The organism is Cohnella faecalis, assembly GCF_003570905.1.
In the GTDB taxonomy this organism is placed as follows: Bacteria; Bacillota; Bacilli; order Paenibacillales; family Paenibacillaceae; genus Cohnella; species Cohnella faecalis.
Window position 1 is genome coordinate 97,430 of record NZ_QXJM01000016.1, and the last position, 19,928, is coordinate 117,357.

Consider the following 19,928-nt stretch of genomic DNA (forward strand, 5'->3'; position numbering starts at 1 on the left):
AAACCAAGCAACGCAGGAGCTGCTATTGAATTCCGCACGAGGAACCGAGCAGGAGTTACCGAAGCCGCAATTCAGCACGGATGCATATAGCTCGAACGGGTACACGCCGTTCAAGGACGACGTTCCCGAAAACTATAATTATGAATCGGACAATATGGATGGAAACACAACGACCTCCCTGCCGAAGACTATTTCGAGGGGGTACACGCCGTTCAAACACGACGTCCCCGAAGACTATAATTATGAATCTGAATCTGACAGCGGGCAATTATTTAACATCGCGGGATCGGCCGAACCAAGTGCGCCGCAATCTCAACCTGAGAGCGACAAAGGCGGGGAAGCGGCTTCCCAACCATTGAAGACGATTTCGAAGGGGTATACGCCGTTTAAGCATGATGTTCCCGAAGATTATGCGACTACCCCGCCGAAGACGATTTCGATGGGGTATACACCGTTCAAACAAGACGTTCCCGAAGACTATAATTATGAATCTGAATCTGACATCGAAATAGAATCTGACAGCAAGAAAGAATCTGACAGCGAGATAGACTCTGAAAGCGGGCAATTATCAAAAGTCTCAGGAGCGGCTGAACCGAGTGCGTCAGGTTCGAACTTGCCCAGAATTTCCGACAAGGGCTTCTACATGGAGAGCAACAAAGAAGCCAAATTTGATAAAAAGCTGTTGCACCAGGGGGCGATCAGCGGCGTGGATCTCGATTCGACGACCTTCTATGCGAATGAATCGCAACGGGCTTCCTATAGCCGAAGCTTCGACAGCACAGGCAAAATGGTAAACAAGACGGATAGCAAAGCGGTGAATACGATCGGAGCTGACAGATCGGCCACTAAAGGCGCGAAGGCTGACCGGCACATTTTCACGATGGATGGGCAAGGCGAATTCCATTCGACCGATGCGGTCAAGGAAAACCGGGATCGTTCCAAGCAAATCCGCAACCAACGTAAGCAGGACTTGAAAGGCTTGCAGAGCGATCCGGAGAACCAGGAGAAGCTAAGGAATATGGAACTCCCTGCGATGGAGCGATTTCATCACTCCAGCTTCAATGCAGGGGGAGACATTGCCGGAGCAGGCGAGCTTCAAGTGCGTGACGGACAAGTCGAGCTTGTCTCCGATGCAAGCGGCCACTACAAGCCGGGCTCGAGGCAGATGATTCAGACCGTGCAGCAGCTCGAGAAAAACAAAGTACCGATTGAACAACTGGGCGTAGAATTCATTGGAAAACCTGAATTCGAGTACGAGACGGATCTTAAAACGGGGGAGCACCGAGTCGATGAGGCGACGGGGAAGAAGGTCCACAGACTCGACGCAGAAGGCAAAAAGGTCAAGAAACTAGACCAGTACGGGCTGCAATCTGTGTCTAAGAACATGCAAGCTTCCGCGATGGAGCTGCTCGGATATGCCGATCACTCGCCCGATGCCGCCGAAGAGCGCATGCGCGACATGCACGGCAAGAAAAACGCAATGTTAGAGGAATTGCTGGGTAAGGTCAAGCCCGTGGAGCCGATCAACTACAATTACCGCGATGACGTACAGTCGAATCATGCCAACTTAATGAGGGAATTGCGATCGAAGAGAGCCAAGATTGCGCCGATCTCAGGCATTCAGGAAGAGAAATATTTTGGGGCAAATAAACGAGAGGAAATTATCAAAAAGACCGAAGAGGTCGAGAGCGGCGGATATACGAGCAATGATGTCAAATATCGCCAAGATGAAGATATCTATAATGACGACAAATATGATGGCGACAAATATGGATACGATTCAGCCAACGACATCGGCGAGAAGCCGATCGATCGCGGCTACACGGATATGGACTTCACCAGCGACGAGTCTAAGTAGCCTTCATCCGAAGACAGCAATCCCATAGATTACACGGCTTATAGAGACGACTAAAACAAGGACCCGGATGGAGATATCATGTCGAGAGGCCCCTCCCTGCGAGGGGTTCATTCGTGTGTCCTCGTGGGAGACTTCGCCGATGCCCGCGTGGAGTTGTGTTTTTTTGTGATTTGTCGAGGGCATATGCTAAACTGTCAGCATGGCATGCGAGAATACGGAGAGGGGGTTCGGCATGCTGGCTCACGAGAGACACAATAAAATTTTACATATGCTGCATCAAAATCAGTTCGTCAAAGCGAACGAGTTAATGGGGTTGTTCGGCGTCTCCTTCGAGACGGTAAGAAGAGATCTCGAGCATTTGGAAAAAGAGGGATATCTGAAACGAGTGCACGGCGGGGCTACGTTGCCGGCCAACGATTACCGAGTCGAGCTTCCGTTTACGGTAAGGGAACTGAAGCTGATCAAAGAAAAGAGAGAATTGGCGCAGACCGCGGCCCGATTCGTAGAGGAAGGCCAGTCGCTGTTTCTCGACGTCAGCACGACTAACACGGAATTTGCCAAAGTGCTGAGCGAGAGATTCGAGCGGCTGACCGTGCTGACCAACTCCTTCCCCATTGCCAATCTTCTGATGAGCAAGAAGGGATTTACGATTATTTTCGTAGGCGGAACCGTACGCAATTCGGAGCAGAGCGTCGTGGGCGATATCGCCGAGGCTTTCGTCTCGCAATTCCATGCGGATACGTTCTTCATGAGCATCAGCGGCATTTCCTTGAAGGATGGAGTGACCGATTACGGGATCGGAGAAATCCAGCTTAAGAAAAAAATGCTGCTCCGCTCCAAAAAGGTTATCGTGCTTGCGGACAGCAGCAAGTTCGAAGTCGTCTCCTTATCTCCCGTGTGCAGTCTCAAGGAGATAGATAAAGTGGTGACAGACTCCAATGTCGCTCCGGATCTTGTTCGTTCGTATAAGGAGCATGGTATCCAAATTGTGTATGAATAAATGAACGATTTCTTCCCAAAGAGCCGCTGCGCATTGCGCAGCGGCTCTTTGGCGGTTGTTGGGGGAAAGACCCAAAACTTTAAGCAATACGTTGTTGACGGTGACTGCGCATGATGGTACGATTTGAATCGTAATTTGTGATAATGAGTGTTTATGTGTGAAAATGTGTGTTTTAGGAGTGGTATTTTGTCTGTTCTATTGGTGTTGGCTTCCGGAATTGCGCATGCGATCTGGAACATGCTCACCAAGCGCAGCGACAACAAACAAATTTTTCTGTTGCTGATTCTTATTCCGAGCACGTTGCTTCTGTTTCCGGTTTTTGCGAACGAATTGCTTCACCAGAGAATCTCCGGTCAAGGTTACTTTCTGCTGTTGATGTCTCTGATGGTACAGGCTGTTTACGGTTTCCTCTTATCCAAGTCTCTGGCTAACGGCGACATGTCGCAGGTGTATCCGATGATGCGAGGAATAAGCGCGTTTCTGCTTCCGTTAATCGGCAGCATCTTTTTGCGCGAGACCTTATCGTTATGGGGGTGGATCGGACTTCTGTTCATTGCGGCAGGCTTTTGCTTAACAAGCGGTATAGGATCCAAGCGGCACCGGCAAGCCGTTTCGTCAAAAGTTATTTGGTATACAGTAGGAGTCGGCTTATGCACAATGAGCTACGTACTGATTGACAAGATCAACCTGAGGCACTTCTCTCCGATAACGCTGCTTGAAGTGTCCAATATGGGTTTTATTCTTGGACTTGTTTCTTTTATCAAGAAGGATGAAATCCGCGCGGTTGTTCAAGGAAAGAACAAGATCAGGCTGCTGTTGCTCGGCTCTGTGCTTTCCCCCGGTTCTTATCTATTGTTTTTGCTTGCTATGGATCTTTCGCCGCTGACCTATATCGCGCCGCTAAGGGAGTTTGGCACCGTGTTCGGAGCATTCGCCGGCATTTATTTACTGAAAGAGCGCAAGGAAGTTATTCGTCTCGTATCGGCCGGAGTAATCTTTGCCGGGATTTTGCTAATCGGTATTTGGGGCGACTAGCCCGTAAGGCATTGCAAAGAGGAGAAGGGAAGGGATTCATGTGGTCGACATCGATGAACAATACGAACAAGAGTTGGACAAAGCCGTTAAAGTCCTCTCGGCCAAGCAAAATGAATCGACGCTGAATTTTGTATTCGTTACCGACTTGCACCATATCCAAGGCGGCAATCAACTGCGTGCCGCCCGGATCATACGCGAATTGGCAGCGCGATTGCCGTTGGATTTTATTCTGAACGGGGGAGACAGCTGCATTAACGCTGCCAAAGATGTTGCGCTGGCAGCTCAACGAGAAATCTTCGAGGCGCTTCGCGCTCCCGGAGTTCCGCTGCTGACGGTAAAGGGTAACCATGACGACAATTCCATCTACGGTCACGAACGTCCGGAAACCCGGGCGGGTCATGTCATTTACCCTGCCGAAACCAAAGCGCTTATCCAAGAAGGGATTCCCCAAGCGGCCCGATGGGATGAGTCTTGTCCCGACAGCTTGTATTATTACTTGGATGTAGAGGCCAAACAGACTCGTGTTATCGTGCTTGATACGATGAATATTCCTTATGAGGCCGGAAGCGACGGCCGACTGCCTTATCTGGGGCAATGGGAGTACGCTTTTTCGTCCCGGCAATTGAACTGGCTTGCGCATGAAGCGCTGAATCTGACCGGTAAGCCGGATTGGCGGGTATTGATCGCTTCGCATGTAGAGATCATTGAGGATGGAGTATTCGGAACGGATCATCCCGTAGCCAACGGGGAGGCATTGTGGGAGATTGTGAAGGCTTTCCAAAGCGGCAGCCCATACTCCTTGACGGGCGGCGAGGGAGACTTCGCTTACGCGGTGGAAGGCGACTTCAGCCCGCAAGGGAAAGGGAAAGTCATCGGATGTCTGTTCGGGCATGTTCATTTCGACCAGACGGTGTACCAGGACGGAATTCCGATGGTTTCAAGTCTTAACGCCTGCACGCGCAAGGAATTTCCCGATTGTCCCGAACGCGAGCCCGACACGTTAAGCGAGACGGCTTTGGATATCGTTACGATAGATTTTGAACGATCCCGTATCGATACCTATCGATTCGGAGCAGGAGAGCATCGAACGGTATCGTTCTGAATATTCCCCGATAGACCTCTTCGCCTCTAGTTTGTCGAATCCAACGCTCGCCGTTTGCGCGGCGGGCGTCCATTTTCCCCTCTGGCTCACAAACCTCTCTATTTTTAATCCAAAGTAATGAAATTTTAATTTTTGTGACTATCCTTCAACGTCTTCGGACCGATTTATGGAACGGCGTCTCTATCCTAAACGATTGCTTGGCTGCATTGTTATTTGTCTCTAAACAAAAAAAAGGAAATGGACATTACACAGGCTTTAATTATCTGAATTGTGAGAATTGATAATTGACAATAACCGAAATCCCTATTAGATTACTAGAATAGGTACCAAACCTATTCTATCAGATAAAGGGGTTGAAAAATCGCGAATCTCACTGTGCAGGCCGAAATGGGTTATGCTTCCGCTTGGTTTTTTGATGTATGAAAATCTGCTAGGCGAAAGGGGCGGCGACGCGCGGGATACGGTAAGCATGTTGGAAAGTGCAATAATCATCAGAGCTACCCTAAATTCAGAAGCTGCTTTAGCATACAAGGAGGTTCTAAGATGAAGAAGAGCATTAATAGGTTTTTTGCGGCATTCATGGTTGTTATGACGATATTTGCAGTCCTGCCGCAAGGCTTTGCGTCGGCAGGAAACACGGGTGCGGGTACAACGTATTACGTTTCCAATGATGGGGACGATGGCAGCGCGGGAAGTAACGCCGAACCGTTCAAGACGTTGGCAAAAGGGGTTTCGCAATTGCAGGCTGGAGATACGTTAGTCATCAAAGCGGGCGATTATACCGAAGCGCTCGTTCTGAACGGCTTAACGGGAACCGCTCAAGCTCCGATTACGATTCGGGGCGAGGACGGTGCGAGCATAACGGCCAATGCTTATGTAAACGCTCCCTTTTGGAAAAATTTCACCATCAGCATTATTAACAGCCAATACGTCAACATAAGCAATGTTCATTTTGCATTCGGCGACGCACCCCAATCCGGCGATAGCTACATGGCAGGAATTAGCGGAACCAAGCATGTGAACGTGCACAACAATTCTTTCGGGGACAGCGGTCCGGCATATGCCGTCTTTTACCTGAACACGAATAATGAGAAGCTGGTCATCGACGGCAACTACGTCCAAGGCGCCGACAATGCCTTTTACGGCTACGGAATTAACGACACGACCATCACGAACAATATATTTACACAATGGTGGACCTTCCACTTTGAATCCAGCACATCGAAGAACAATGTCATCAGCAACAATGTGTTCGCAGGTGAAGGCGAGCATTTTTACGGCGGCACATATGAGAATAGCATTATTACGAACAATATTTTCTTAGGGAATCCGGCTATTTCATTGGGAGCGGGAAATACGGTCGGCTACAACAGCGTAACAAGCGACAGCCAAAAAACCTCCGACAAGGATGTCGTGGCGACGGCTGCGGATACGTTCGTATCGGGCTCGGACTACCATCTGAAAGAAGGCAGCCTCAGTATTGATGCAGGCACCGACATCGGTCTCCCGCGTTATGACCGCGACGGCAACGAGCGGTATGGCGTTGCCGACATCGGCGCCTATACGCACGGCATGATTTACTTTGTCGATGCGAATGCTGCGGGCGGCGGGGACGGCTTGAGTGAAGCCGCCGCGTTCAACAACCTGGCGGATGCCAACGCGGCGATCGTACCGGGCGCAACGCTGCTTGTGAAGCCTGGCAGCTACTCCGGCCAAATCGCGATTACGGGAACGGGCGCGTCGGACACAAAATCGATAACGATTAAGAAGCTGGGCGAAGGCACCGTTAACATCAACGGCGGCTCCAGCCCCGCCATTTCGCTAACGGATATTGCCAATGTGACGATCGAAGGCTTGTCGCTAGCAAGCACCGGCAATTCCGCGCTTCTGGCGAACGGTGTCATCGACAGCAAGATCTCGGGATCGACCTTTACGACGGCGGTGCACGGCATTGAAATAACCGGCAATACGAGAGGCTCCCGATTTTACAACAATACCTTCAAGCAAGCCGATCAAAAAGGCATCCTGCTTAAAGATTCCTCAAACAATCAAATCTACAACAATATTTTTGAAAATTATAAAAACATTCTCAATGAGGGCGGCAGCTTTACCGATACGCTGATCATGAACAACGTGTTTGTCTCCCGTTACGGCGACGGCGCCAATATCATTCTGAAGGGAACCGATACGGGCAATACCATCGCCAACAATATTTTCCGGGCGGAAGGTCCTGCCGCGATTCAAGCGCCGGCTTCCTTCTATGATGCCGGGGCAGGAAATACGGTCGACTATAACTTGTATGACAGCACAAGCGCTGGCCTAGCGGACGGAAAGCCCGCTAACGAGACGAACAGCGTATATGGCAATCCGTTGTTTGCAAGCGGCTCGGACTATCGCCTTCAATTGGGCAGCGCCGCGATCAACAGAGGGACGAATACGAATGCCCCCGAGTTCGACCGCGACGGCAGCGTCCGCTTTGGCACGACGGACATCGGCGCTTACGAATATGCAGGCGATGCTTCTGCGTTCTATGTCATCAGTCAGTCGCCGCAGGGAAGCGGCCTCAATGTCAATTCCGCCATTCGGATTGTACTGTCCGAAAAAACAAACGACAACAACGGCAATATCGCGAGCAATGTCGCGGTGACGACGGTCGTGGACGGGAAGACGGTCGCCGTATCCGGCAGCTTCAGTACGGCAGACGAAGGCGCGGGCTCCGCGATTACGTTTACGCCGTCGGCCAATCTTAATTACGATTCGACCTACACCGTGACGGTAAAGAAAGATTTGATGAGCGCGAACGGCAACTACCTTCCGGCTGACGTCGTATGGAATTTCAGTACGGCAGCGTTCATTATGAACGAATATTACATCTCGTCGAACGGGAGCGATGCGAATCTCGGCACGATCGATAGCCCGAAACGGACGGTATCTTCAAGCCTCATCGCCAAGCTGAAGGCAGGGGACACCGTATACTTCAGGGAAGGCACGTACAACGGCGTTATCGTTTTGCAAGCGTACACCGGTACGGCAGACAAACCGATTACCTTCAAAAGCTATCAGAATGAAAAGGCCGTTTTAACGTCGGACAGCCCGGACTACATTATATATCTCGGCCATAGCCAGCATATCCGGATCGAAGGCTTGACGTTCGCGCCGAATGCATCGCAGAACGGCTCGCGAGGCACTGCTCTGCGGATCGATAACCATACGGCAGGAAGTCAGCCAAGCTCCAACATTACCGTTACCGGCAATCGCTTCGAAAATACCAGCACGGCAATCGCCACAAGAGATTTAGTGAACGTCGGGTTTGGCGATTTCGAAATCTCCAACAATGTCATCGTGTCCAATGACGGCTGGGATTGTACTTCCAGGAGGCCAAGGCCAAGGCGGGCAGCTACGGCAAAATCTTTAACAATGTCATTTACGGCGCGTCGCGCAGCGTTAATTTGTGGGGCAAAAGCTCCAATCTGCTGTTCTACAACAACACGTTCGCCGACACGTACGACGCCTCAGGCGGCAGCGGAAGATATGACCTCTATCCGGTGCAGGGCACGTACGACGAGGTTGCTAATCCGATCAACATTTCGACGAATTTGGTGTTCAAGAACAATATCTTTACCAAGCCGATTCGCACGCAGTTGGAAGGCGGCAAATCCATTATCGACGCTTCGCAGAACGTCGTATTCGACCACAATGTGTACTCGATTGCCGGCACGCAACGCGTGACGTACAACGGAGGAGGAGAGGGTCCCGTCTTGACGCTGGCCGGACTGCAAAGCGGAACGGCATGGGCCAATCAGGGCCGAGCTCTGGAGACGAACGGGAAGTTCGGAAATGTGACGTTCGTTAATTCGGCAAGCGATGCCCGGATTATATTCGCCACGAACCCTGCGATCGGCGCAGCCGATACGAGCATCGTACCCGGAATCGAGGCTCCGGCAACCGATGTGAACGGGAAGGTCCGAACGCAGAACGAGGTCGGCGCCTATGCATTCGATCAAACCTTTGCGTTTGTAGGAACAAATTCCGGAGCCGCAGACGGATCGCCGCTGCATCCGTATCCATCCATTAGCGCTGCCGTGAATGCGGGAGCGAAAAGCATCCAGGTCTTGGCGGGCAGCTATAACGCCGACGAGAGCATCGACATGGCGGCATCGACCGGTAACGGAGATGTCACGGTCAAGCCGTATGAGGGCCAAGTCATCATAAACGGCGCATTGAATGTGAAGGGCTCGGCGGATAAAGCCATCACCATTAAGAATCTTACCATTGCCGGCAGTACTGCTTTGTCCGGCAAGAAAGTAACGATTGACGGCAACCGTATAAACGGCGTTGTAGCCTTATACCAAGCGGACGGAGCAGCGGTTACAAACAATATATTTGCTCCGAAAGCGGCCGACGCCATCTTGGTGAACGACAGCGTGAATAGCTCGATCACCAACAACGTCATAACGGAAAGACAGACGGCTATTCATCTAGCGGACGCATCTGCGGCTAACAAGGTATTCAACAACACGCTGTATGGAAACGGAAAAGACGTTGATTTAAGCGCCGATTCAACGGGCAATATTTTCAAGAACAACATCTTCTCAACCAAGCGGGCAAGCAACGCAAGCAATGAATTCGATTACAACTTGTACAATGCGGATACGATAGGGCAGGCCGATTTGAATGCCATTGCGGAGGCGCATGCCGTTAAAGCGCCTGCCGAGTTTATCAACGCCAGGGCCAAGGATTACCGTATTTATAAGCTCAGTCCGGCTGTAGGCGCAGGCATTACGGATGCGAATACTCCTGCGAAGGATATTAACGGGATAATGAGAAAGATTCCTTCCGACATCGGCGCCTATTCGGCAGCTGCCGTCGATGTGAGCTATTATGTGGACGCTTCGACCGGCAAGGATACTAACTCGGGAACGGCGGAATCGCCGTTTAAGACGATCGGCGCAGGCTTGAACGCTTTGCGAAACGGGGAAACGGTTATCGTCAAAGCAGGCACTTACACGGAGAACATCGTGCTTGCAAACCGGACGGCTCAGGAAACCGGCGAATATACGATCAAAGCGGTTGGAGCCGCAATTTTGAACGGCAGCATCACGTTGGACAACGCAACCGGCGTTACCATCGACGGCTTCACCGTCAATGCCGGCGCAGGAAACACGGCTGTATCGTTGAACGCTTCTCCGAAAGCGGCTTTGAACAATCTTACGATCGCAAATGCAAAATACGGGATCAGCGCAACGGACAGTCCGAATTTGTCCATGAACAAGGTTAACATTCACCATGTTGAGAAGGGGATCGTTCTGGACGGAATCGGCGAGGCGACTCCGGCAACGGTAACCCGCTCGACGGTTGACCATGCAAGCGCCGTTGCCATCGAAGCGAAAAACCAAATCGTCCTGACGCTTAATACGAGCCTGATCACGTATTCGGCGGCAGGCGTGGCGGGGACGGGCGAACCCAGCTTCTCCATTTTCAACAATACTTTCTATAACAACAGCGGGTACAGCATTGACATTGCGCAAGCGGGAGGAAATGCGGCCAATCCGGCCATTGTGAACAATATTTTCTCCAGAAGCTCCAGAGGTCAGGGCGCATTCACCCGAATCGACAAAATGGGGGGATTCATCTCCGATTACAACTTGTATGACGCGTCTGCGGAGGAGAAGATTACCCGTGTGAACGGCGTCGATCGAACTTATGCGGAAACAGCGGCGAACGGCAATGAACAAAAGGGAAGAATCGGAAGCCCTTCGTTCAAAGACGCGGCGAACGGAAATTACAAGCTGTCAAAAGGAAGCACAGCGTCGAGAACCGGCGCCAAATCGGTTAGCGGCATTCCGGCTCCTAGCGTCGATTTCGAGGGAACGCCTTACAGCGCTTTGGGTCAGGATATCGGCGCCTATTATTCGCCTTACAGCATAAAGACGATCCACTTGGCAGGCGACAATGCCGGGGAACTGAATGGCGACGGTTCGGCGGAGCATCCGTTCCGGACGTTCGCCCAAGCCGTCAACGCGGCGGATTCCGGTGACACGATCATTGTCCATAAGGGGATTTACTCAGGACGTTATGATATTAACAATAAGCACGGCGTGGCCGATGCGCCAATCGTCATCAAAGCCAGCACGAATCCGAACGACCCGCTGGACTTGGCCAACTTCTCGCTTCCCGGACCTGTCTTCACAAGCAAAACGAACTATCAGGACCGCGACGAAGCAGCGAAAGGCGATTTAATGACGAAGATTACGAACAGCTCGTATCTTACAATAGAAGGACTCTATATTACAGGGTTCAAAGGCGCCGGGATCTGGACGTTGGACAGCGACAACATTGTATTGAAAAATCTGAACATATGGGATATCGATACTCCTGAAGAGGTCACTTCCGGTGTACAGGGCTTGTTGATTAACGGCACTACGAATTCCTTGTTCAAAGACATCAATATATGGGATATCGGTCAGACTCGCAAGAGCCAGGCCGACCACGGCGCTTATATCGGTCACGGCTCCAACCTGGTTTTCGACGGCATAAAGGTGTCGAATTCGCCGGGCGGCGGCTTGCAGTTTTACGCTGGCGACAATTACGACATTCATGCGACGGATATCGTCGTCAAGAACAGCGTATTCTCCGAATCCAAGTACGGTCTGATCCTTGTCGGCATCGAAAGAGTGACGGTAACCAACAATACTTTCTATAACAGTTGGGAAAACGATTTGTATCTCGATTGGAACGTACGCAATAACCTGTTCCAGAACAACATCTTCTATAATGACCGCACGGAGGAGTATGATTCAGTCTACGGGAAAGTGAAGCCGGTCATTATCGGTTACCAGTACAATGTCGTCAGAACAAATTCCGACCAGACCACAACCCCTATGGTAGTCGGGAACACATTCAGAAATAACATGTACGATTACAAAACATTCCCGGCGAATGCTCAATTCGTCACGAATGTCATGTCGATCAAAGATTTTATGACAGCCGAGAATGCGGCGGCGACCAATAACAGGTACACTAATATGTTCAAAGGGAATGTAAGCTTTAAAGGTTCTATCGCCGGCGCAGCGGACGAATATGAGAGAGCTCAAAGAATATTTGACGATATTCTGGATGTTACTTCTGCCAGCGCTAGCATCAACAAAGGGGTAAGTGAAAACGCTCCGAATGTCGATATACTGGGGCGCGCCAGAGTGGGTAAGCCCGATTTGGGTGCGTACGAGTACATTCCTAGCCATACGGACAATGGCGGAAACACGGGTGGAGGAGGAACGACTCCGGTCGTCCCAAGCGGCGAAGCCGAAGGAACGATAGCCAATCCCGCTCTTGATTCCAAGACAGGCATCGCCAGCGCCAAGATGACTGCGGAAGAGCTGGAAAATGCTCTGAAGTCTGCTTCAATAGAAGCGGATGGAACGAAGAGAATCGAGATTAAGCTGCCCGACACGCAAAACGCCGGAGCTTATTCGGTAGAGATACCGAATCCCGCAGCTGCCTCGACGGATTCCGTTGTGCTTGTAATAAGCACTTCTGCAGGCACAGTAAGCATTCCGAATTCCGTTCTGAACGCAGCCGGTGCGGACAATATCGTGCTGAACATTGGGGCGGCACATTCATCGGCGATCGGAACTCGACCTGCGGTAACCGTGACGCTAACGGAAGGCGGAAAACCGATAGCGCTGACCGCAGGGAATGACAAGGTCGAGGTCATGCTTCCGTATACGCCGACAGCGGAAGAACGGAAGCATGCAGAGAGCATTACGGTATGGAGAGTGGACAGCGAAGGGAAAGCAATAGCCGTTCCAAGCGCCAGATATGACAAGGCGGCAGGAGTTATCGTCTTCGAAGCGGAAGCTCAGGGAACTTATGCAGTTGCGGACGGCTTCAAGACCTTCAATGATGTGGAGAAGATCGCGTGGGCGAAGCATCCTGTCGAGGTGCTTGCATCCAAAGGAATCATCCACGGCTTGTCGGCCGATCGGTTCGCGCCAACCGCCAATATTAGCAGGGGAGATTTTGTGGCGCTGCTTGTAAGAACGTTGGGGCTGCAAGCTGCCGCGAATGTCAACTTTGACGATGTGAAGACCGGCGACTACTACTATGAGGAAATCGCCATCGCCAGAAGTCTCGGCATCGCGTCGGGCGTGGACCAAGGCCTGTTCAACCCGAAAAAGAGCATTAGCAGACAGGATATGATCGTTCTGACGAACAGGGCGCTGCAAGCGGCCGGCTTGCTGAAGCCGGGCGCAACGGGCAATGAGCTGGACAAGTTCGCGGACAAGTCCAATGTATCGGATTATGCGCGCGAAACAGTATCCGCGCTGGTCAAGGAAGGAATCATTGCCGGATCGGGCGGCAAGCTGAATCCTCTCGGCATGACGACCCGCTCTGAAGCGGCGGTGCTGTTGTACAACATATATAATAAAAGATATCCTCTCTAAGCGCGTTTCAAATCGAATAGGAAACGGAGAAAGCCCTTCGCAATTTGGAGGGCTTTCTTTTGATTCCAAGATGGGAGGCTGGAGTGTGCCGGCCGCTTCTATGACGGTTCGGGCGGGTCCTATGCGGGCAAAGTATCGGCCGTGCAGTGCGAAGTCGGCTTGCAGCCGGAAGGTCTGCAAGGACCAGAGGGACATATTGTGCGGTCGAGAGCGCAATAGTGGGACGAGGTACCATACAATCGGCGGAAAGTGTGATTGAGAGCGCAACAGTGGGACGAGGTACCATAAAATCGGCGGAAAGTGTGGTCGAGAGCGCAACAGTGGGACGAGGTACCATTCATTCGGCAAGTAGTGTGATCCAGAGCGCAACAGTGGGATGAGGTACCCTACATACGGCGGATAGTGCGGTCGAGAGCGCAACAGTGGGACGAGGTACCATACATTCCGCGGGAAGTGTGATTGAGAGCGCAACAGTAGGACGAGGTACCATACATTCGGCGGGAAGCGCGGTCGAGAGCGCAACAGTGGGACGAGGTACTATACATTCGGCGGGAAGTGTGATCGAGATCGCAACAGTGGGAGGAGGTACCATACAATCGGCGGGAAATGTGGTCGAGAGCGCAACAGTGGGACGAGGTACCATACATTCGGCGGGAAGTGTGATCGAGATCGCAACAGTGGGAGGAGGTACCATACAATCGGCGGATAGTGCGGTCGAGAGCGCAACAGTGGGACGAGGTACCATACATTCGGCGGGAAGCGCGGTCGAGAGCGCAACAGTGGGACGAGGTACCATACATTCGGCGGATAGTGCGGTCGAGAGCGCAACAGTGGGACGAGGTACCATACATTCCGCGGGAAGTGTGATTGAGCGCGCAACAGTGGGAGGAGGTACCATACATTCGGCGGATAGTGCGGTCGAGTGCGCAACAGTGGGAAGAGGTACCCTACATTCGGCGGATAGTGCGGTCGAGAGCGCAACAGTGGGAAGAGGTACCATACAATCGGCGGGAAATGTGGTCGAGCGCGCAACAGTGGGAGGAGGTACCATACATTCGGCGGAAAGTGTGATCGAACTTGCAAGGGGCTGTCCCAAAAATAAATTGGGACAGCCCCTCTTGCATGATGCTATTTGCGCTTGAACATATTCCAGCCGCCCATCGAAGCGGGATTGCCCGTATCGCCTTCGAGCAGCTCCTTATAGTTCAGCGCCGCCTTGCGGAAGGCGAGCGCGTACTGCTCGATCTCCTGCGGCCGATAATGCTTGAACCAAGGAATCGCGTACACGCGGGCTGCGATCCCACCGCTCACCGGCAGGTCCGCGTCCAGCGTCCGGACGTCGCGCTCCGAGTTCGCGACCCGCGTCGGGCGGCCATGTCCGTACACGTCCGCTTCCTTGAACAGCGGGTGGGTGTGCAGCGGAAGATTGCAGCCCGGCACGCAATCCTCGACGCCTTCGGCTCTGACCGCTTCGCAGAATCGCGATACGGACAAGCCTCCCAGCTCTTCCGTACGGTAGTGGCCGTGTGCGGCGTACCAGCCGCCCATCAAGCTGTCCGAACCCGGCGCGGTACGGTGCGCCCGGAGACCGGGCACTCCCTCCAGCAGATCCCAGAAGTAATTCATGGCGCGGCGAATTTCCGCTTGTCTCTCTTCGTAATGCCGGAGCTGAACCCGTCCGACCGCGGAGCTTAGCTGGTGCATCCGATGTTTGGCCCCGCCTAGCGGGAGTCCGATGTAAGGCTTCAGAGCTTCGGATTGAATCTCTTGGTTGAAGCGTTCGTAGTGGCCGAAGGCAAGCGCGCGCTCGTAGATCTCCCGTTCGTTCGTGACGAGCATGCCGGCTTCGCCGACCGCTAGCGACTTGCCGGCCATTAGGGACATCGCCCCGACATGTCCGATCGTCCCAAGCTTGCGGCCTTTGTAGATGCCGCCCTGGGCGTGGGATACGTCTTCGATTACTTTCAGCTTGTACTTGTCGGCGATGGCCATGATCGGATCCATATCGGCGGGATGACCGAAGTAGTGGACGACGACGATCGCCTTCGTCCGCTCGCCGATCCGATGCTCGATATCGTTCGGATCGAGGCACAGGCTGACCGGGTCGATATCCGCGAACACAACCGTCGAGCCAAGCGAATAAGCGGGCGCGCCCGAAGCCCAGTACGTAATGCTCGGACAGATGACTTCGTCGCCGATGCCCACGCCGCAGCCGTACATGGCAGCTTGAAGGGAAGCCGTCCCGTTGTTGAAGCCGAGCGCGTAATCGACCTCAAGCCATTGCCTGAAGTCCGCCTCGAACTGCATCGTGACGTCCGTGCCGGACATCGCGCCCCTGCGCAGCACCTCCAGCGCCGCTTCCTCGTCCTCTTTCGTAACGATGGGCCAAGTAAATAGATCCCCAGGCGCGTCGGTTACCGCCTTCGGGCCGCCGAACAAAGCCAGTCGATTCTCTTTATCGGACATGATAACGGTACCTCCAAATTAGTGTCGTCGTGAGGACGCCTGCCGAAGAGCTATCGGTTCAGCCTCAGCTCGACGCTGCGTCCCGTCTCTCGGCTCTCGTTCGCGCATTCTATGAAGTGAATAATCTCCAACGTCTCCCCCAGATCGATGTCGGCTTCTCCGGTATGGAAGAGACGCATCACTTGCTCCAGCATCGAGGCATAGAAGGGCTTGGAATGCGAGCTGATGTCTGCATAATAAGCTGCCGCTTCGCCATGCACGAGCACGCCGAACTTGTTGTTCCCCTTGCGATTGCCGCGAATCGTGCCGATTCGTCCGTCCGCCCAAGTGCCGACCACCAGATCGTAGTCGGCGTTCGTCTCCGCGGCGACGCGGACGCAGCCGGCGCCCATTACGCGGTACAGCATCTCGACCATGTGGATGCCGTACCAGAACAACCCCGGCTGCGTGGCCTGGATCGCCATCGGTCCGTAACAGTCCGCGCCGGCGATCGGATCGCCGCCCATTCGGCGCAGCTGCTCGGACAGCGCTTCCGCGTAACGGAGCGACGAGCAGCTCATCAGAGGGACGCGGTACCGCTCCGCGAGCGCGATCATCTCCCTAGCCTCTTGCGTCGAGAGGGCGAAGGGCTTGTCGACGAACACGGGCTTGCCGAAGGGAGCGAGCTTGCGGAATTGGTCCAGGTGGACGCGTCCGTCGACCGATTCGAGCAGAATGGCGTCGCACGACTCGGCGACGGCTTCTTCGGAGTCCAGCAGCGTTACGCCGAACTTGTTCGCCAGCTCGTCCGTATACGGTTGCAGTCGGGCATAGCTCAGCTCGAAGTCGGGGGAAGCGACCCCCGGATACGCCGCCCGGATGTTCCCGCCGGGTATATGATAGGGGTGCCCCGGATCGTTCAGCAGCTCGGCGAACGCGGTGACGTGCGAGGTGTCGAGACCGACGATGCCGAGCTTTAACGAACTTTGCATCGGTTAGCTCCTCCCCGGCATTCGATAATAGGCCGCTACTTTGCGGATCGCCGCGACCATGTCGCGAATATCGTCCGCCGTATAGAACTCGCTGATCCCCATGCGGACGGACGTCTGCAAAATCGCTTCGGCGTTCGGGCAAATACCTTGGTCGTACGATACGTCCGAGAGGCTGAAAGGATAATTCGTGCCCGGGTAGGCTTCTTTCTTCTGGAACATGGGCTGCAAGTAGACCGGCTGCGGAATGTAGCCGCGAATGCTCGGGATTCCCTCCGCATTGAGAGCGGCGACGAACTCGTCCACGGTTGCGTTCAGCAGGCTCGTATCCAGCCGGAACAGATAGAACCAGTAGGAGCTCGCAGAGCCTTCCGTGATGGCAGGGGGCAAAATGCCGGGAATGCCGGCCAACCCTGCGGTCAGCGTGGCGCCGTATTCCTTGCGCTTGTCGCAGATCCAGGCGAGCTTGTCCAGCTGGGCGATGCCGACCGCGCCTTGAAGCTCGGTCATGCGGTAGTTCGGCGCCAAATGATGGATATCGCGGTTTACCTTCGTATCGAAGCGCTGATAGTTTTTGTCGGCGAACGCGTGGGCGATCGTGTAGTCCTCCTCGTCACCCGAGTTGATCGTGACCATCCCGCCGTCGCCCGTCGAGATGTGCTTGAAGTCGTTCGTGCTGAAGCAACCGTAATCGCCGATCGTCCCGACAAGCTTGCCCTTGTACTCGCTCAGATAGCTCTGCGCGCAGTCCTCGATGACCTTCAAGTTGTGCTTGCGCGCGATCGCCATGATGGCGTCCATGTCGCAGGGGTTGCCTGCCAGATGTACGGCGACGATCGCTTTGGTTCGCTTCGTAATTCTGGCTTCGACGGAGGCCGGGTCCAGGTTGTACGTGTCCGGCAGCACGTCGGCGAATACCGGGATCGCGTTCTGGTACAGAATGCCGACGACCGTCCCCTGATCGGTGATCGGGCTCGTGATCACTTCGTCCCCCGCGGTGACGCCGGCCGCGCCGAGCGCGACGTGGATGGCTGCCGTGCCCGAGCTTGTCGCGACGCTGTACTTGACGCCGTACATCTCGTTAAATTTTTGCAGGAACCGCTTTACCTTCGCGCCGTAGTGGTAGAACAGCGTATCTTGCTCAAGCGCTTCGCGCAGCTCCTGCAGCTCCTCCTCGCCGAACCGTCGGCCGGTGCCGAACGGAATGGATTTGACCTTCGCTCCGCCATGGATCGCTAATTGCTCTGACATTGTGAATCCCTCCGTCATTTATCGATTGAGTACGTAAAGGGTCGAGTCGACCGCAAAATAAAGCTTGCCGTCATGCATGACGGATGCCCGCACATAGCCGGGAACCTCGGACACGAAGACGCCCGAGCCGGACGCCGCGTCGATTTCCCAATACTGTCCGCCGCCGTATGCGCCCGCTATCCGGTCGTCGATCGCGACAAGCCAGCTGCTGGCGTGACCGATTGGCACCGAATGGACGAACGCAAGGCGGTCCGGGTCGAAAATCCATATATCGTCGCCGACGCCGATCAGAACGTTGCCGCCAATCGCGACGATGGCGTTGCCCGCTTCCTGTTCGGGCTCGAACGTCTCCTCGTGAATGAGTCCGCGTCCGGGCGCCCATACGCCGAATCGGCATTGAACCTCCCGATGGGCCAGACCGCTGGCGCCGCCGTTAGTCGTGAAGTACACGTACTTCGCATCGGCGGCTACGCCTGCAACCTGCTGACCGGGCACGGGATCGAGCCAGCCCTCGACGGCCAGCGTGGCGGGGTCGATCCGCGACAAGCCGCCGCCATACGTGCCGTACTTGGCCGACCATCCCGTCCAGATACCGCCGTCGGGTCCGATCGCGCTGCGGCCTTCAGGACGAATAAGCTCGGGCGCGACCGACCGCAGCGTGCGCGGATTGACGTTGTTCAGTTGGTCCCAGGGAGCATCGGGATCGAAGACGATATGGTCGCCCCCTACGTAAGCGGTCAGAAACAGCCGGCCGCCGGCGAACTGCATGCCGTACACTTCGCCGCCCGCATTGCATACCGAAGAGGAGCTCCAGCTCTTTCCGGATGCGGGATCGAGTCGGAATATCGTCTGGCCGAAGCCGCTGGCTCCCCATATCCGTCCCTGTCCGTCGGATTGGAGCGTGAATATCGCCGTGGCCGGAGCGGGAACGGGAATGCGTTTCAATTCGGCCTCGACCGGCTCGTCCGAATCAACCGGTCCGTCCGGTTCCGGAACGATGAAGTAGTCCTGGCCCTCACGCCCGCAAGCCGGTTGCCGACCAATCGCCGCACGGGGATGCGCTGCCCGTTGGACAAGGCGACCGATGTGCGGGGGGTGAGCTCTTTCGCGAGGTCTCCCGCGAACGGGAGCAGCGTCGCGGCGTTATAGTAGGAGAGGGCGCCGTCCTTCTCCGCGCAGACGAGCCGGTCCGTCGCCCACCGGATCTGCTCGCCCGGCTCGCCGAACGACCGAAATGTGCCGTCCTTCAAGTCGTAAGCGGTCATGCCGGTCGTGTCGAAGCCGTAGTTAGCAAGGATATAGCCGGGCGCCTCTCCCCATACGGGACGGCTGTACTGATTGGCGGCATTGCCTGATACTTTCCCCAGGTTGGTCAACGTATGGCTGTCCGGATCGTACTTGATGAGCGAGCATCCCGGGTAGGTGCCGCCGTAGACGTTCCCGTCCGAGCCGACCGTCAGCTGCCAGAAATAAAATTCGCCTTCGGCCGCCAACGCCTGCGCCCAGCGTCTCGTTCGCAAATCCAGTACGTGCAAGTACGCTTGGCCGACGCAAGTGCCGACGACCAGCTTCTCGTCCCCCAGGTTTGCGAGCCCCCATGCGCCCGCGCCAACGGGCAGCTCAAGGCTCTCGCCTTCCCCCGTTAACGGATCTATCAGAATGAGGCTTCCGGTCGCGCCCATCGCATAGTTGGAGAGAACCAGCTTCTCTCGGTTGTCCAGCGGGTCGGTCACGACGGCTGATGCCAGAATATTAAAGTTGCGGCATGGTTGTCCCAAGCTTGAATACGATGGATGCTTCATTC

Annotated in this window: 11 protein-coding genes; 6 read left to right on the forward strand and 5 right to left on the reverse strand. The window is 54.4% G+C overall.

Going from position 1 to position 19,928, the window contains the following annotated elements; all coding sequences use genetic code 11:
- Positions 1–154: 154 nt before the first annotated feature.
- The 6 genes from D3H35_RS02745 to D3H35_RS31930 all read left to right on the forward strand — a co-directional run bounded on the left by D3H35_RS02745 (position 155) and on the right by D3H35_RS31930 (position 13,439).
- Positions 155–1,858: a hypothetical protein gene (locus D3H35_RS02745; RefSeq protein ID WP_147355715.1), complete on the forward strand. Its 1,704-nt coding sequence runs from the start codon at positions 155–157 to the stop codon at positions 1,856–1,858.
- Between the two features lie 232 nt (positions 1,859–2,090).
- Entirely contained in the window at positions 2,091–2,858 is a 768-nt protein-coding gene (locus tag D3H35_RS02750; RefSeq protein WP_119147666.1) for a DeoR/GlpR family DNA-binding transcription regulator, read from the forward strand.
- A gap of 186 nt (positions 2,859–3,044) precedes the next feature.
- Entirely contained in the window at positions 3,045–3,893 is an 849-nt protein-coding gene (locus tag D3H35_RS02755; RefSeq protein ID WP_233567717.1) for a DMT family transporter, read from the forward strand.
- A 40-nt stretch (positions 3,894–3,933) separates the two neighbouring features.
- Complete coding sequence (locus D3H35_RS02760) at positions 3,934–4,995, forward strand: metallophosphoesterase family protein (RefSeq protein WP_158593910.1); 1,062 nt, start codon at positions 3,934–3,936, stop codon at positions 4,993–4,995.
- 543 nt (positions 4,996–5,538) lie between these two features.
- Positions 5,539–8,724 carry a choice-of-anchor Q domain-containing protein gene (locus tag D3H35_RS02765; protein ID WP_119147669.1) on the forward strand — a complete coding sequence of 1,062 codons (3,186 nt, stop codon included), beginning with the start codon at positions 5,539–5,541 and terminating at the stop codon, positions 8,722–8,724.
- 419 nt (positions 8,725–9,143) lie between these two features.
- Positions 9,144–13,439, forward strand: a complete 4,296-nt coding sequence (locus D3H35_RS31930; RefSeq protein WP_233567728.1) for a right-handed parallel beta-helix repeat-containing protein — start codon at positions 9,144–9,146, stop codon at positions 13,437–13,439.
- 1,128 nt (positions 13,440–14,567) lie between these two features.
- Here the strand turns inward: D3H35_RS31930 and D3H35_RS02780 are convergent.
- The 5 genes from D3H35_RS02780 to D3H35_RS02800 are packed head-to-tail and all read right to left on the reverse strand — an operon-like array spanning position 14,568 to position 19,926.
- Positions 14,568–15,905 (reverse strand): DegT/DnrJ/EryC1/StrS family aminotransferase, encoded by a 1,338-nt coding sequence (locus D3H35_RS02780; protein WP_119147672.1) that lies wholly within the window; start codon positions 15,903–15,905, stop codon positions 14,568–14,570.
- 50 nt (positions 15,906–15,955) lie between these two features.
- Positions 15,956–16,876: a Gfo/Idh/MocA family protein gene (locus D3H35_RS02785; protein ID WP_119147673.1), complete on the reverse strand. Its 921-nt coding sequence runs from the start codon at positions 16,874–16,876 to the stop codon at positions 15,956–15,958.
- Positions 16,877–16,879: 3 nt separating this feature from the next.
- Positions 16,880–18,124, reverse strand: coding sequence for a DegT/DnrJ/EryC1/StrS family aminotransferase (locus tag D3H35_RS02790; protein WP_119147674.1), 1,245 nt, complete (start codon positions 18,122–18,124; stop codon positions 16,880–16,882).
- Positions 18,125–18,142: 18 nt separating this feature from the next.
- Complete coding sequence (locus tag D3H35_RS02795) at positions 18,143–19,069, reverse strand: NHL repeat-containing protein (protein WP_119147675.1); 927 nt, start codon at positions 19,067–19,069, stop codon at positions 18,143–18,145.
- Positions 19,066–19,926, reverse strand: coding sequence for an NHL repeat-containing protein (locus D3H35_RS02800; RefSeq protein WP_119147676.1), 861 nt, complete (start codon positions 19,924–19,926; stop codon positions 19,066–19,068). The genes D3H35_RS02795 and D3H35_RS02800 overlap by 4 nt, the downstream gene beginning before the upstream one ends.
- Between the last annotated feature and the right edge of the window lie 2 nt (positions 19,927–19,928).

What these genes read in the sequence shown, in the direction of transcription:
- D3H35_RS02745 (WP_147355715.1), top strand. Translation starts at nt 155, where the DNA reads ATGGATGGAAACACAACGACCTCCCTGCCGAAGACTATTTCGAGGGGG.
- D3H35_RS02750 (WP_119147666.1), top strand. Translation starts at nt 2,091, where the DNA reads ATGCTGGCTCACGAGAGACACAATAAAATTTTACATATGCTGCATCAA.
- D3H35_RS02765 (WP_119147669.1), top strand. Translation starts at nt 5,539, where the DNA reads ATGAAGAAGAGCATTAATAGGTTTTTTGCGGCATTCATGGTTGTTATG.
- D3H35_RS31930 (WP_233567728.1), top strand. Translation starts at nt 9,144, where the DNA reads ATGGCGGCATCGACCGGTAACGGAGATGTCACGGTCAAGCCGTATGAG.
- D3H35_RS02780 (WP_119147672.1), bottom strand. Translation starts at nt 15,905, where the DNA reads ATGTCCGATAAAGAGAATCGACTGGCTTTGTTCGGCGGCCCGAAGGCG.
- D3H35_RS02785 (WP_119147673.1), bottom strand. Translation starts at nt 16,876, where the DNA reads ATGCAAAGTTCGTTAAAGCTCGGCATCGTCGGTCTCGACACCTCGCAC.
- D3H35_RS02790 (WP_119147674.1), bottom strand. Translation starts at nt 18,124, where the DNA reads ATGTCAGAGCAATTAGCGATCCATGGCGGAGCGAAGGTCAAATCCATT.
- D3H35_RS02800 (WP_119147676.1), bottom strand. Translation starts at nt 19,926, where the DNA reads ATGAAGCATCCATCGTATTCAAGCTTGGGACAACCATGCCGCAACTTT.